We start from the raw sequence: 13958 nt of genomic DNA, 5'->3' as shown, positions 1-13958 counted from the left end.
TGGATACCTTTCGGGGTCAGCCCGATACTATAGCGTCGAATGAATTCTTGCGCCGCGCCCCGGATACACCAAGCCCAGCGTCAAATACTGTACATATTACCAGTATTTGGGCGGTACGTCAGGTAGCCCATGACGGCGTTGCTGATCGACGCTTCGATGTCGGCCATGTCGAAGCCCGGCGCCTCGATGACGGCCGCGTGCACCATCGATTCCATGATCTGCAAGACAACCCAGGTGGCCATGTCGAGGTTGGGGGGCACGATGTCGGCCCGCCAGTCCTCCAGCAGGGCGCGCACGCGCTTGAAGATGCCCTGGTCGGCCTCGTTTTCCGACTGCGGCGCGTCGAAGTAGGGAAATTGCAGCTCCAGCATCTTGTGCAGGTCGGGCTCCAGCAGGTGGGCAGCCAGCAGCGCCCGCACCAAGGCGCCGATGTGCCCTGCCAGCGTCGGCTCGTAAGGCTTTGCCAATACTTCTTCCACGGTCTGCTGCACCTGCTCCGCGTGGCGCTGGTGCAAGGCCGCGATCAACGCATCCTTGTTCTTGAAGTACTGGTAGAGCGAGCCGATGCTGATGCCGGCCTTCTCTGCGATCAGGTTGGTGTTGGTTCCGGCGTAGCCATGCTCGGAAAAAATGCGAGCCGTCGCCTCCAGGATCACCTCCACGGTGGCTCGGGAACGCGCCTGGCGCGGGGCTTTGCGGGGTTGCGGGATGTCGACCATGGGCGTTTTCGAATGCGAGTTTTCGCGGGATGTTGTTGATTTTAAAATTTTGGCTGTATGTGAGCAAATGCTCGCATTCTCGGAATTCATTGTCAACTATGAAAGCTTTTATATGAGCCCGCCTAAAGATTTCGCTTCTCCCGCCCCGACCGCTGCTACGCAGGCCGTCAATGTAGTACCCAGGATTTTCCCTATCGTGCTGGCGGTTTTCGCCAGCTTCCTCGCCATCGGCATCGCCCTTCCGGCGCTCCCGCTGCACGTGCATGACCGGCTCGGCCTTAGTACGTTGATGGTCGGTGTGGTGGCCGGCGCCCAGTTCGTCGCGGCCCCGCTGACCCGCGCTTGGGCCGGTGGCCTGTGCGACACTCGCGGCTCCAAGCGCGCCGTGATGACAGGCTTCGCCCTGGCCGTTGCCTCCGCGCTGGCTTACCTGGCGTCGCTCTCCATGGTCGACCAGCCGGAAGCATCGGTCGCCGTGCTGATCGCCGGCCGCATCCTGCTGGGCGGCGCCGAAAGCCTGGTCGTCACGGGCGCCTTGAGCTGGGGCGTCGGCCTGGCCGGCCCGCAAAACGCGGGCAAGGTCATGGCCTGGGTCGGCATTGCAATGTACGGCGCCTACGCCGCTGGCGCGCCGGCTGGGATGGCGCTGTACCAGCAGGCCGGCTTCCACGGTATCGCGCTTGCCGGCATGCTGGCCCCGGTGTTGGCGCTGCTGGTGTTGGCCGGCATCAAGGGCCTGCCGCCAGCCAGCGCGCGCCGTATCCCGTTCTACAAGGTGCTGGGCGCCGTGTGGTGGCCGGGCATGGGGCTGGCGTTTTCCAGCGTCGGCTTCGGTGTCATCACCGCCTTTATCTCGCTGCTGTTCACGGCCAAGGAGTGGGGCAGCCCATCGCTAGCCTTCACCGCCTTCGGCATTGCCTTCATCGGCGCCCGCCTGCTGTTTGGCCATCTGCCGGACAGGATCGGCGGTGCGCGCGTGGCCTTGGTGTGTGTGCTGATCGAAGCGGCCGGTCAATTGTGTATCTGGCAAGCGGCGGCACCCCTGCTGGTGTATGCGGGAGCCGCGCTGACCGGCTTTGGCTACTCGCTGGCCTTCCCCGGTTTCGGCGTGGAAGCGGTCAAGCGCACCCCGCCGCAAAGCCGCGGCGCGGCGATGGGCGCCTATGTCGCTTTCCTCGATATTTCGCTAGGCCTGACCGGTCCGCTGGCCGGCGCCCTGGCTGGCCAGCACGGCGTCAGCGCCGTGTACCTGGCCGGTTGCGGCGCCGTTTCCTGCGCCCTGGTGATCGCCCTGCGCCTGCTGAAGCCCTCACGCGCTAACCCGACAACAAATTGAGCTGCGTCAGTCCTTGCGATATTTGAGGGACTATTAATTTAGGGTAAACTCCGTTGTTTTGGGGCTGTCCGAAACGGCCCCCACATTCCTTCAGGAGTTTCATAAATGGCATCAGTCAACAAAGTGATCATCGTCGGCAATCTGGGTCGCGATCCGGAAATCCGCTACATGCCTAGCGGTGACGCGATTGCCAACATCGCCGTGGCTACCTCGTATCGTTCGAAAGACCGCAACACCGGCGAACAGAAAGAGCTGACCGAGTGGCACCGCATCTCCTTCTTCGGCCGCTTGGCTGAAATCGTCGGCCAGTACCTGAAAAAGGGTTCTTCCGTCTATGTGGAAGGCCGCCTGCAGACCCGTAAATACACCGACAAGGACGGCATCGAAAAATACGCCACCGACATCATTGCTGAAAACATGCAGATGCTGGGCGGCCGCGGCGATACCGGCGGCGGCATGGGTGGCGGCATGGGCGGTGGCGACGACATGGGCTACGACGCTCCTGCTCCACGCCAGGCACCACGTCCACAGGCAGCTCCGGCACCGGCACCACGTCCGGCACCACGCCCAGCGCCGAACTTCTCGGATATGGATGACGATATTCCGTTTTGAGATACAGTAATCGTTGCTAGGTAAAACAACGCCCTGTAAGTCGTTGGCTTACAGAACGTTTTCCATCGCTCATTAGCTCAATAAAGTACGTCAACCCTCGTCACAGTGGGGGCCCAGCCCCCCACCGCTGTGCAGAGGGTATCGCTCGTTGCGACAACCACTAACTTCTGCGCCATTTGCGCTGCCAAGGCAGTGCTGAGCATGGCTTTACCGCCAACAGTAGTGGCCTTGAAGGCAAGCACACCGGTGGTTGAGCAGGCATTAGTGGCTGAGGCGCCCCAACCGTTCTTCGCGTACAAAATCACCGTACCGTCTTCTTGAGTTGCAATCCTTTCGATTTGCAGGGCATCGGATGAAGCGGCAAATGATGTGCATGGGATAGCCAGCAACAAAGCCTTAATGAATATTTTCTTGAGTTTCATGAAGTTAAAGGTCGTGCGCAATTAATAGTTGTGTGAGTTCTTTTCGATTGAGCAAGAATCATATCGCATAAGTAAGTTCGCAACTAACTTGTTGTACGGGCGCTGTCCCACGACCTGTCCCAGTCAGGCTACCCCGGTCTTGCACTGCAAGATCGAGCAGGACGCCAACGCCAGCCTGGAGGTCTCTCACCACCACTTCGAATGGCACGGCCGGGTCGAGGTACCGGAGGCGGTTCGCATGCGGCTGGCCGATCTCTGCCAGGAACATGGCGGTCGCCTGTCGCAGAACGCTATTCGAGGCAGCCATTTTTCGCTCGTGTAAGAAGGAAGTTTGGATAACCACGACGCCCCACACCTTCGTCGGCGCTGCAATTTCATCTCCGGCACCAGTAGATAAGGTAAAGATTGGAATCACGCCTGCGCCATGGCCGAAAGATGCGGGAGAGATATTTCGAGCAGCTAAGCGTAGCCACACTGTGGAACCATTGTATTTTCAGGCTTTCTTTCGTCGTTTACACAGATTACTGCGCATAACCCTTCTAGAGCGTAATCAATCTTCCACCGCATCTGCGTACGTCAACCCAACGTAAACAAATTTTGTCGCTCCAGCTGTAGCAAGGCACTTTCTCGCCGTCGTGAAATCATGAAATAACGATAGTTAGACTGCCGACAAAAATCCCTTTTGGTCATTAAGGCTGGACAACGTTCGAGGCTGAGATTGGTGTATTAACGCAACCAAAGGATACCGTTGTGACACCGAGGCAGCGGTTCGATCCCGCAGGAAGGTTGCCCGGGGTCCTGGTTCACTTCGCATTCGCACTATCGCGATAGCTCACGCGTCCCGTTCCTGGGTGTCACAAGCATTGGGCCGGGTAATGCGCGAGGAACGCCCTGTCCACATCGACAGGCCTGTTACCTGTTGATACTGTCGGCTGCCGAAAGTTACGACTATCGTGGTTGCAACGGGTTTAATTCAGATTGAATACGCCGTCGAAGAACTCAATACCCAGTCTGTAATGCGAAGGAGCCAGTCATGCCCGAAACTGATGATGCTCGGTTGTATTCGGAAATTTTACAATCGCAGCGCATCATCGCGGTGGTGAAGGAGGTCCTGGGAACCGTCCCTCTTAATGTGCGCGGCCGTGAAGCGCTTGCCATCAATCACACCGGAGATATCAACAGGTTTCAGGATGTCTGGGCCGACCGCGAGATGTTCCTCGGAGTCAGCAACCAGATGCGCGTGGCAGGTATCGGTGCTGTCAACCACGTGACCCGGCAGAATACCAACCAGATCCGCGCATCCTATGGCCACACGGCGGCGCATCACCGCCCTAAGGTAACGTTGGCCGCCCTCGGCGACCGGTATGTGGGCATGTGCCAGGACTACGCTGCGCTGACCTACGCGCTGCTGCGCAGGTATCTTCCGTCCGACCGAATGGTCAGTTATGTATTCGAGACCGACATCGTCCATTATTTCTGCACGATCGGCGATCATGACCAGCGCCAGGTTGCTCCACAACGGCTCATAATCGTCGATTCTTGGTACCTCAACGCCGACGCCGTGCTGTGGACAGACAGTCACCACAAGGCCGCGCGCTATCAGGGTAACACGATCTATTGCAAACCCGGTAAAGCGGCGGGCTACCTGCCACCGCTGAGCGCGCATACGGCGCGTAATCTGATCGCGCAAGCACGGGCAAAATATTCCCAGCTTCCACCAACTCAAACGCAACTGGACGAGCGGAACAGGCACAAGGAGGGCACCAAATTCATGCATAGACAAGATCAATTCGTCGCAATGCAATACGGTAATCACTACACCAATGCCGGCAACAATGCGCGCGTGACCTACACCTTCACGCCGAGGTGCTCAGTTTGCGGGACGCTGAAACGGGGCCTGGCGACGAGAAGTACAAAATGGCATCAATGCACCACATGCCACATCTATTTTTGCTCACGGGACGGATACGCTCGCCCACGCAGCGCGTTCTTTAGCGAGACACGCACCTGCACCTGCGGCGGAACGACGCGCTTATTTATGGGTTCATGGCCAGACGACGAAGCGTGAAGGCGTATTGCCGCTGCCAGACACGCTCCATTGAGGTTCAGGAAGAAGCGCTCAGCGACTGAATTGTTCCAACAGTTGCCTTTCCGGCTCATGCTGCAAACGAGGTCGTGGCGCGTTAGCAGGTCCCTGATAGAGCTCACTGGCATGAGACCTTGATCGGAGTGACGTAGCATTTCCTTTGGCCGGCCACGCCGAAACTACCATCAATAGCGCGTCCATAACTAGCTGCGAGGTCATGCTCGTTTGCATCGACCACCTGACCGCACGGCGCGAGTAGAGGTCGAAAACCATGGCGACAAAGGGCAAGCCCTCTCCAGTCCATACGTATGTAAATTCCGCTGCCCATTGCTGGTCTGGTTCGCTAGCTTCTAACTGGCGGTCCAGCAGGTCCGGTGCGATTGCGTGAACCTCTCCAGCAACTTGACCATGATGCCGGCGGGGTCGATGACGTGCTTTCATGCCGGCCTTCTGCATTAGCTTGGCCACGCGATTTCAACGGGAGCGCAAGTCGCCGAAAGTCTGTCACCTTCGTTGGGTCAACGTTGAACTTCTACAGCTCATTTGACCCAAGGTAGCCCCTTTTGCGGACATCAGTAGACGCAGCCACAATCCATAGATTGTTAATATCAATTACTAGCAATAGCTTGTAAAATGAATTTACAAACTACAAATTGTAAATTCAGAATACAATCTGCAGCTTGTGAGCTAGCTAGCGCATTCTTAAACTTCCACACTACGCCTCCACAGGATGACTATGCAGTACACAATCCAGACTATCGATCAATTAAAGCCACTGCTCCAGGGATTTCGGCGGAAAGCGGGTCTTACTCAGACGGCAATGGCCGAAAAGTTAGGGGTGACCCAACAAAATTATGCTCAACTGGAGTCAAACCTCGGTAGTGCAAGTGTTGAGCGCTTATACAAAGTTCTCCGGTTGCTCAACGTGCAGCTAGTCTTCGATGAACGTGAGAGTACATCAGAAGAGAGCGATGAGATTTCTTCTCAACCAGCCTCTGTTACTCGAGACCAAGCACTGAGCCTTACCCAGTCTAAAAAAGCACCGGCAAAGGTGATCAAGCGTAACGACACGACGAAGTGGTGATACATGGCACGAAGAGGAACGCGAAGCAGTTTGAATGTATGGTTGAACGGCACCCCAGTGGGTCAATGGACTATTCACCGGAACAGCTCAACCTTCACATATTTCGACGATTGGTTAAATGACGAGAACCGTCGCCCTCTATCGTTATCGATGCCGTTGACGGCCGACAATCGGCCATACGTAGACGATGTGGCCACAAACTACTTTGATAATCTCCTCCCGGACAGCGAGCCTATTCGCAGGCGCCTGGCACAACGGTATCGCACAGGAAGTACTTCCCCATTCGACCTGCTTGAAGCGATAGGAAGAGACTGCGTAGGAGCCGTTCAATTGCTGGAGCCGGACGAGGCTCCGAACGACATCTTTACTATTCAAGGCGAAGAACTCAATGAGCATGCTATTGCTGAGTTGCTTCGCGCTACAACTTCACCTGGTGGATTGGGCCACGAAGATCATGTCCCTGATCTCAGGTTGTCTATCGCCGGCGCACAAGAGAAAAATGCGCTCTTGTGGCACGAGGGAAGATGGAAGCTTCCGACTGGAAGCACACCCACGACGCACATTCTGAAGCTGCCGCTAGGACTTGTGGGGAATATGCGTGCCGATATGCGAACCTCGGTGGAGAACGAATGGTTGTGCGCGCAAATTATGGAAGGATTTGGACTTCCCATAGCAAGGACCGCAATCCTCCAGTTCGAGGATCAGAAAGTTTTGGGAGTGGAGCGGTTTGACCGCAAATACTCGGACGACGAGACCTGGATTGTCCGTCTGCCGCAAGAAGACATGTGTCAAGCCATGGGGTATTCACCCCTGGCCAAGTACCAGCAAGACGGTGGACCCGGGATCGAGCGCATCATGAACCTCCTTTTAGGATCGGAGGTCGCGGAAAAAGATCGGCGAAACTTCTTCAAGACACAACTTATATTCTGGCTTTTGCTCGCTACGGATGGACATGCCAAGAACTTCAGCATCGCGCTCGGACCGAGGGGGAAATACCAGGCGACCCCATTGTATGACGTGCTTTCGGTGCACCCTATCGTCGGGCGTGGTGCGAGTAAAATCCCAGCCCAGGATGTAAGGCTGGCCATGGCCGTTCGCGGGAGCACCAACTACTACCACGTCAATCGAATCCAAAGGCGTCATTGGTCTGCGATGGCGCAACAGCTTGGCTTGGGTGCGAAAGCTGCCGAAGCGATAATTGAAGAAGTCCTTGAGGCAGTTCCCAAAGCTGTCGATTCAGTCCGACAGAAAATACCGCCAGCGTTTCCACTTGACCTGGTAGACAGCATTCTCATTGGAATGACGGAACAGAGCGTGAAGCTGAGCGAGACCTGAGTCGAAGCATGCGTCCAATGGCGACAATCGCTGAGCAAAACCATACCAAGGACGGCTTGCCGTTCTGAAGACCTCTTTATCCTGTAACGGAACAGCTTTGATGAGAAAAATTGCAATTCCCCTGTTTTTAATCGTCGTCGTGGTGTATGCCGGCTTCGCGCTGTGGGTGCTTCCAGCCGATGGCATCAGCAAGCTCGGCGTAGGTGAGCGTGGGCAGATCGGCGATACCTTTGGCGCCCTGAATGCATTGTTCTCAAGCCTTGGTTTTGCCGGCATCCTGCTCACGCTATATCTGCAGAAAAAAGACATGGCGATCCAGGCGACGAAAGACGACGAAGAAGTGGCAGAGCGTCGCTCCCTGTTCAATCTGGAGGCCAGCATCCAGGCGTATAGCCAGGCCCTCGGCCTTCTGCGTGATGGCAACAACCACCGCGCAACCTGGATCCGTGCAGCCAGGATTCTCAAGCACGGAAAGGTCCTGGCGGCTGCTGTCACAGTGGATGCGCATAAGCGGGCGCTCGAGTTGCGTTTGCTGGACTATCGGTCGGAATTCCGTGACATTCTTGAGCATAAGCCTGCAGAGTTCTTTTACGGCGTCGCCCCCCACTATTACGAGCTGGGGTTGGACCGCGTGGCAGCGCTGGCTTCTCAGCCGAACGCAGACGAACCGGGCCACGCGATGACTGCAACGAGATGGCTCGACGAAAAGTCAGTCTATGCTGTCCTGGAGGCGTCGCAATGGCCGGAAGACTATCAAGACCCCTTGTGCGATGACCTGCCGGGGGACATGGATATCGAGGAGAAGACCTTCTTCGCACAAGGCCTCGCCAGATACATGGAGCACCGGCAGCAATGGCACTCCATTGCCGGTAGCCTGAGCCCGCGCAACCCGTAGCGGCAACTGGGCTGGCTGCGCCCAACGGCATCCGCTAGTTCAGCGAGCTGAGTGATAAGCCTCATCGAGCGGAGAGAAGCCAGTTCTTGCCGCAGTCTCATATGCATGCGTTTTCAACGCCGACCTTCAGGAATGAGTATTCTGGCGGGCCGCGACTTGGGCGTTCTCGAAGACATCTGATAACCAAGGTGCAGTTCTGTAGGACTGGAGATCGGGAACGAAGATATCGACGTCTTTGCTGAACAGGTGACCATACCGGAGCATGAGGACGGTCCCGCCGCCGAAAGTCCAAAACGGGTTCGCGTAGCCATGCGCTGCAATCTCGTCGATCGCGATCAGCGCCTTCTTGAAAAGAGACTCCCAAGTGTCTGGAAGTCCACCCTGGTTCAACGCTGCCAAACTTCCCGACATACATGCCATTCCTTCGCAAGGCGCTGCAGTTTTTTCATCAGATTTGCTCCGAGAAACCCCGTCTGAGGGCGGGAGTGAAAGGAGCCGGCCGCAACGCGGGCGCTCGCCTTGAGATTAGTGAGATACTGTATAAAATTACAGTATGATTCTCGTCTACCGTTTCCGTGTGAAATCGAAAAACGGGCTGCTTGATCTGCAAGCCCGTAAGGTGAATTTCGTCTGGAACTACTGCAATGATCGGCAGAAAGATGCCTTGCGATTTGAGCGCCCTTGGCTGACCGGCTTCGACTTGAACAAGCTGACTACCGGCAGCAGCAAAGAATTGGAGCTGCACTCTGGTGTGATCAATGCCGTATGCGAACAATTTGCCAAATCGCGTGCCCAACACCGCCGGCCGTATTTGCGTTACCGCGGCCGAAGGTCCTTGGGCCGGGTTCCGCTCAAAGGACGTGACCTGCACAGGGAAGGCAACGCGTTTCGCTTTGCAGGCAATACGTTCCGGGTGTTTTACTCTCGCCCTCTTCCTGAAGGGAAAATCAAGGATGGCAGTTGCTTTGCGCAAGACAGTCGCGGGAACTGGTTCCTCAATATTGCGATCGAGGTAGCCGAGCCGCCGGTCCGGCCACTCGACCACGGTGTCGGTATCGATCTTGGCTTGAAGGATCTCGCTACCCCGTCCGAGGGAGAAAAAATTCCGGCGCCGGGCTTTTATCGTGAGGCGGAAGCGGCGCTGGCAATAGCGCAGCGAGCCCACAAGCGGCGCCGCATCAAAGCCATCCAGGCGCGCACGGCGCGGCGTCGACTGGACTTCTTGCATAACAGGTCGGTGGAACTTGCCCGCGCCTTCGACCATATTGCTGTTGGCAATGTCAATGCCAGTGGACTCGCCCAAACCAGCCTGGCGAAGTCCGTGCTTGATGCAGGCTGGTCGTCCTTCCGTAAGATGCTGGCGTACAAGGCCATGAGGCATGGCGCGCGGTACGTGGAAGTGGACGAACGCTTTACCACCCAGACCTGCTCGAATTGTGGTGCACTGCCCGATTCGAGGCCGAAGGGTATCGCAGGCCTTGGAATAAGAGAGTGGGAATGCAGCGAATGCGGTGTGGTACATGATCGTGATCGTAATGCTGCGTTAAACATTCTCCGTCGCGGACGTGCGACGCTGGAAGCAGGAATCCCCGTCCTTTAGGGCGGGGAGGACGTCAAGATCTTGCTCGAAGGTGCATCAGCGCTTGCAGCTTCGGTGACGGCCTTGACCATCACCGGCAACGGCGCCTCTTCAAGGAGCGCCATGATGTGCGGCCGAAACTGAGGGGGAACCTCACCTGTCCGCAGGACCGCAGCCAATTCGCTGGCCGTGAGAACCTCGCGGTAACTGGTGCTTGCGCTCTTGGCAGCGATGGCCAGGCCGCTCTTCAGGCCCGTGGACTCTTGCGGGCCTGATCACCTTCCAAGTCACGGCGGCAACGGTGCGGGCCCGGCCCGCGCCCGCATGCTATAGTCGAAAAGATAACATTTCTTTTTGGTAATAGACTCATGCGCCGCCTCGACTTCGCCGATAACAGCTCCTTACCGCCCTGGTTTGCACAGGGTGTGCCGGTCTCGCTTTCTCCTGAAATGGCCGCTGCGGCCTTGCCTTCGCGCCGTTTCGCGAAAGCGGTGCCGGAGGCGGATGCGCAAGCGGCCTTGCTGCGCTTGGGTGAAATCGAAAAACCGGATCTGGCTGCCACGGATGCCGATCTGCGTTTGGACTTTTCGGACGCGTGGATGTGCACGCTCACCGGTTCGCTGGATGGCTCGCTGCTGTCGCATGCGATCTTGCTGGCGCTGGCCAACGATCCCGCCTACGGCGCACAGAACAAGGGCGAAGCGCCGCTGGGCGAGCGCATGCTGGACGCCCTGGCCAGCCACAAGGGCCTGGAATACTGTGTCGATGCCTTCATCGAGATGCAAGGCTTGCAGGTGAAGCTGTCGCACAAGGAGTACAAGAACTGGCAGGCCGGCGTCACGCGCAAGGTAACCCGGGAACTCGGCGACCGCTATCCCCTGTCGCCCGTCGAAGTTGCCATGCGGCGGCAGTTGTCGTCGGCGCCGGAGCCGGTATGGCAAGCCTGTGCGGACAAGATCGAAAGCGCGATCCCGAACGTTCCAGCCATGCGCAGGGCCGGCCTTGCCGCGCAACTGCCGGAGCGCCCCGAGGTGTCGAACCGGCTGACGCACACGCTCGCCAAGGGCAAGGCCTCCGCCTCCCTGCCCGTGCTGCTGCTGACGGCCACCGATCCTGCGCTGCACGGCATGCTGGGCAGTGAACTGATCGAAGAAGACCGCTGGGCTTCAGGCTTGATGCTGGTGGCCAGCGTCGTGCAGGAACAGGGTGTGGACGCGCTTCCTGTCCTGGAACTGGTCGCGAGCAGCGCCGCAGCCACCATCGCCCTGAGCCAGATCGGCACGCCGGAGGCAATCAAACTGCTGGCGGAAGTGTATTGCGCCACGCCGGCGCGGTCCGGCATTTCCGACGACATGATGTGGTGGCTCGCTGATCGCAAGACGGCGCTTCGGCATCTGACCGCAGCGCTCAAGCAATGGCCGCTTGCGAGCATTGCGGCCCTGGCCGAGCTGGGCGGCTTGCGCGGCAAGGATGGCGACATGCTGCAGGCGGAACTGGCAAAGCTGGTGCGGGCGAATGCGGGACACGTGTCGCAACTGCTGCCCTGGGTCAGCCCCGCCGCGCAGGCGGTGTTGCAACGCCTTGGCGAGCAATCCGGATCGGCGGTGCCGGTGGCGGCGCAGGCCGACCTGCCGGGCGTATTGGCTGATCCGCCCTGGCTGCGGCCACGAAAGAAGGCCGCCGCTGCGCTGCCCGTGCTGCCTTTGCCCGTGGCGCCAATCGAGCGATGGGATGGCATCGACCGCGAACAATGGGCATCGCTGGACCGCTGGCAGCAGAAGGACTTCGACAAGGCGCGCAAGGACACCGCCGTGCTGGTGGATGCCCTGGGCTTCTGCCGCAATCCGGGACATGCCGGCGACGAGGCGCGCCGCATGGCTGCACAGGCCATTGCCAACGCGGACAGCGAGGAGCTGGCCGAGGCCTGGCAGCTCTATCGGCAAGGCGACCAGCGGGCAACGCTCTCGACGCGCTTCCTGACCTTGCTGCCGGGGGACATGGGCGTCGAAACCTGGAACAGGCTGGCCGGCGAGGCGGAGCCTTATGGCGTGGACTACCTGCTTAGCCAGTTCGGCCTGGCGGCGGCGCCCGGCTTTGCGGCAATGATGCGCGACAGCGTTGACAAGATGCTGCCGCTGGCGCCATGCCTCGGTGCGGTGGAACTCGCGGCGCCGGTTGCGCGCGCCGCGGCCAAGCTCAAGAAGCTGCAGGACGAGGCGCGCCGCTGGCTGTTGCGTTTTCCTGAACATGCCATCGCCGGCCTGATCGCCCCTGCGATCGGCAAGGCGGGCGCGGCGCGCAGTAGTGCATTGTCGGCGCTGCGCTTCCTGCGCGGCCACGGTTATGAGTCGCTGATTGTCGGCATGAGTTGGCGCTACGAAGATCCTGCGGTTGCCGAGGCAGTGCGCGCCATGCTGGACGAAGACCCGCTCGAGTGCCTTCCGGCCAAATTGCCCAAGCTGCCCGATTTCTGGACGCCGCTGGGCTGGCGCCGTCCGCTGCTGAACGGCACCGCCGGTGCCGTGCCGGACGCAGTGCTCGATCACATCGGCACCATGCTGGCCTTGCCGACCGTGGACGGCGTGTACGCCGGCATTGCGCAGCTCAAGGAGGCTTGCACGCCCGAGTCCCTGGCGAACTTCAGCTGGGATTGTTTTACCGCCTGGCTGAGCGCAGGCGGGCCTGCCAAGGAAAGCTGGGCCCTGTCGGCCCTGGGATGGCTGGGCAACGACGACACGGCGCGCCGGCTCACCCCTTACATCCGCGCCTGGCCGGGAGAAGCGGCGCATGCGCGCGCGGTGGCCGCACTGGACGTGCTGGCCGATATCGGCACCGACGTCGCACTGCTGCTGCTGAACGACATTGCACAAAAGTTGAAGTTCACGGGACTGCTGGTCAAGGCACGCGAAAAGATCGACCAGATCGCGGAGAACCGCGGCCTGTCGAGGGAGGAGCTGCAAGACCGGTTGGCGCCCGTCCTGGGCCTGGACGACAATGGCAGCATGCTGCTGGACTTCGGCCCGCGCCAGTTCCGCGTCGGCTTCGACGAAATGCTGAAACCTTATGTTCGCGACAGCGACGGCACGCGCCTGAAGGACCTGCCCAAGCCGAAAAAGACCGACGACGAAGCGCAGGCCGCCGACGCGGTCGAGCGCTTCAAGGCACTGAAGAAGGACGTCCGCACCGTCGCCAGCCAGCAGTTGCTGCGCCTGGAGCAAGCCATGTGCAGCGGCCGCCGCTGGCGCCCCGAGCACTTCGGCCAGTTCCTTGCCGGCCATCCGCTGGTGCGGCACCTGGTGCAGCGCCTGGCCTGGGGCGTCTACGTCCAGGAAGAAGGAAAGGCCGGCGGCGGGAAGCTGCTGCATTGCTTCCGTGTGTCTGCAGAAGGCAGCTATACGGACGCGGACGATAACCCGATCGCGCTGCCGGAAGGCGAGCTTATTTACGTCGGCTTGCCGCACCCGCTCGACATGCCGCAGCAGGATGTTGTGCAATTCGGACAGTTGTTTGCCGATTACGAGCTGCTGCAACCTTTCGCCCAGCTTGGGCGCGATACCTACCGGCTCGAAGCCGGGGAGCATTCCGCCACCGCGCTGGAACGCTGGAAAGGCAAGGTGGTCGCCACCGGCCGCGTGCTCGGCCTGGCAAGCAGGGGCTGGCGCCGCGGATCGTCCATGGACGGCGGCGGCGTTTCGTACTTCAGCAAGCCGGTTGCCGGCGCCAGGGTGGTCGAACTGATGCTCGATCCGGGCATCATCGTCGGCCTGGCCGACGAATATCCGGAGCAGACGCTTGGCGCCGTCACGATGCGGAATGGCAGCATGGCCAGCCTCGATCCCGTCAGCGCCAGTGAGCTGGTGCGGGACATGGAGTCCTTGTTAACCTGAGCG

At 59.3% G+C, this 13958-nt stretch carries 12 protein-coding genes; 9 read left to right on the top strand and 3 right to left on the bottom strand.

From position 1 onward, the window contains the following. Nucleotides 1-80 precede the first annotated feature (80 nt). Nucleotides 81-719, bottom strand: a complete 639-nt coding sequence (locus ACN9M3_RS00375) for a TetR/AcrR family transcriptional regulator (RefSeq protein WP_426166482.1) — start codon at nucleotides 717-719, stop codon at nucleotides 81-83. Nucleotides 720-831: 112 nt separating this feature from the next. On the opposite strand from ACN9M3_RS00375, the gene ACN9M3_RS00370 reads away from it, so the two are divergent. Together ACN9M3_RS00370 and ssb are read left to right on the top strand one after the other, a co-directional pair. Then, nucleotides 832-2055, top strand: a complete 1224-nt coding sequence (locus tag ACN9M3_RS00370) for an arabinose transporter (protein WP_426319861.1) — start codon at nucleotides 832-834, stop codon at nucleotides 2053-2055. A gap of 105 nt (nucleotides 2056-2160) precedes the next feature. Next, nucleotides 2161-2667: a single-stranded DNA-binding protein gene (gene ssb, locus ACN9M3_RS00365; RefSeq protein WP_130316421.1), complete on the top strand. Its 507-nt coding sequence runs from the start codon at nucleotides 2161-2163 to the stop codon at nucleotides 2665-2667. 77 nt (nucleotides 2668-2744) lie between these two features. On the opposite strand, the gene ACN9M3_RS00360 is transcribed toward ssb, so the two are convergent. Next, nucleotides 2745-3089: a hypothetical protein gene (locus tag ACN9M3_RS00360; protein WP_426319859.1), complete on the bottom strand. Its 345-nt coding sequence runs from the start codon at nucleotides 3087-3089 to the stop codon at nucleotides 2745-2747. A 139-nt stretch (nucleotides 3090-3228) separates the two neighbouring features. Between ACN9M3_RS00360 and ACN9M3_RS00355 the strand changes: the two genes are divergently transcribed. From ACN9M3_RS00355 to ACN9M3_RS00335, 5 genes are all read left to right on the top strand, one after another. Then, nucleotides 3229-3411, top strand: a complete 183-nt coding sequence (locus ACN9M3_RS00355; protein ID WP_426319857.1) for a hypothetical protein — start codon at nucleotides 3229-3231, stop codon at nucleotides 3409-3411. A 711-nt stretch (nucleotides 3412-4122) separates the two neighbouring features. After that, nucleotides 4123-5157, top strand: a complete 1035-nt coding sequence (locus tag ACN9M3_RS00350) for a hypothetical protein (protein WP_426319855.1) — start codon at nucleotides 4123-4125, stop codon at nucleotides 5155-5157. A 754-nt stretch (nucleotides 5158-5911) separates the two neighbouring features. Then, nucleotides 5912-6259 carry a helix-turn-helix domain-containing protein gene (locus ACN9M3_RS00345; protein ID WP_426319853.1) on the top strand — a complete coding sequence of 116 codons (348 nt, stop codon included), beginning with the start codon at nucleotides 5912-5914 and terminating at the stop codon, nucleotides 6257-6259. A 3-nt stretch (nucleotides 6260-6262) separates the two neighbouring features. After that, nucleotides 6263-7594 (top strand): type II toxin-antitoxin system HipA family toxin, encoded by a 1332-nt coding sequence (locus ACN9M3_RS00340; protein ID WP_426319851.1) that lies wholly within the window; start codon nucleotides 6263-6265, stop codon nucleotides 7592-7594. Nucleotides 7595-7694: 100 nt separating this feature from the next. Further along, nucleotides 7695-8489: a hypothetical protein gene (locus ACN9M3_RS00335; protein WP_426166478.1), complete on the top strand. Its 795-nt coding sequence runs from the start codon at nucleotides 7695-7697 to the stop codon at nucleotides 8487-8489. A 126-nt stretch (nucleotides 8490-8615) separates the two neighbouring features. Here ACN9M3_RS00335 and ACN9M3_RS00330 read toward each other — a convergent pair whose 3' ends face one another. Next, nucleotides 8616-8900, bottom strand: coding sequence for a nucleotidyl transferase AbiEii/AbiGii toxin family protein (locus tag ACN9M3_RS00330; RefSeq protein WP_426166476.1), 285 nt, complete (start codon nucleotides 8898-8900; stop codon nucleotides 8616-8618). A 142-nt stretch (nucleotides 8901-9042) separates the two neighbouring features. Here ACN9M3_RS00330 and ACN9M3_RS00325 point away from each other — a divergent pair, with 142 nt between their 5' ends. After that, entirely contained in the window at nucleotides 9043-10089 is a 1047-nt protein-coding gene (locus ACN9M3_RS00325; RefSeq protein WP_426166474.1) for an RNA-guided endonuclease InsQ/TnpB family protein, read from the top strand. A 347-nt stretch (nucleotides 10090-10436) separates the two neighbouring features. Beyond that, nucleotides 10437-13955, top strand: a complete 3519-nt coding sequence (locus ACN9M3_RS00320) for a DUF4132 domain-containing protein (protein WP_426319848.1) — start codon at nucleotides 10437-10439, stop codon at nucleotides 13953-13955. Nucleotides 13956-13958: the final 3 nt, after the last annotated feature.

It is taken from the genome of Pseudoduganella sp. R-43 (assembly GCF_049913255.1).
In the GTDB taxonomy this organism is placed as follows: Bacteria; Pseudomonadota; Gammaproteobacteria; order Burkholderiales; family Burkholderiaceae_D; genus Rugamonas.
The sequence above is the reverse complement of the archived record's forward strand: the minus strand, read 5'-3'. Positions and strand labels throughout refer to the sequence as shown.

What these genes read in the sequence shown, in the direction of transcription:
- ACN9M3_RS00330 (WP_426166476.1), bottom strand. Translation starts at nt 8,900, where the DNA reads ATGTCGGGAAGTTTGGCAGCGTTGAACCAGGGTGGACTTCCAGACACT.
- ACN9M3_RS00325 (WP_426166474.1), top strand. Translation starts at nt 9,043, where the DNA reads ATGATTCTCGTCTACCGTTTCCGTGTGAAATCGAAAAACGGGCTGCTT.
- ACN9M3_RS00335 (WP_426166478.1), top strand. Translation starts at nt 7,695, where the DNA reads ATGAGAAAAATTGCAATTCCCCTGTTTTTAATCGTCGTCGTGGTGTAT.
- ACN9M3_RS00350 (WP_426319855.1), top strand. Translation starts at nt 4,123, where the DNA reads ATGCCCGAAACTGATGATGCTCGGTTGTATTCGGAAATTTTACAATCG.
- ACN9M3_RS00320 (WP_426319848.1), top strand. Translation starts at nt 10,437, where the DNA reads ATGCGCCGCCTCGACTTCGCCGATAACAGCTCCTTACCGCCCTGGTTT.
- ACN9M3_RS00375 (WP_426166482.1), bottom strand. Translation starts at nt 719, where the DNA reads ATGGTCGACATCCCGCAACCCCGCAAAGCCCCGCGCCAGGCGCGTTCC.
- ACN9M3_RS00370 (WP_426319861.1), top strand. Translation starts at nt 832, where the DNA reads ATGAGCCCGCCTAAAGATTTCGCTTCTCCCGCCCCGACCGCTGCTACG.
- ssb (WP_130316421.1), top strand. Translation starts at nt 2,161, where the DNA reads ATGGCATCAGTCAACAAAGTGATCATCGTCGGCAATCTGGGTCGCGAT.
- ACN9M3_RS00340 (WP_426319851.1), top strand. Translation starts at nt 6,263, where the DNA reads ATGGCACGAAGAGGAACGCGAAGCAGTTTGAATGTATGGTTGAACGGC.
- ACN9M3_RS00345 (WP_426319853.1), top strand. Translation starts at nt 5,912, where the DNA reads ATGCAGTACACAATCCAGACTATCGATCAATTAAAGCCACTGCTCCAG.
- ACN9M3_RS00360 (WP_426319859.1), bottom strand. Translation starts at nt 3,089, where the DNA reads ATGAAACTCAAGAAAATATTCATTAAGGCTTTGTTGCTGGCTATCCCA.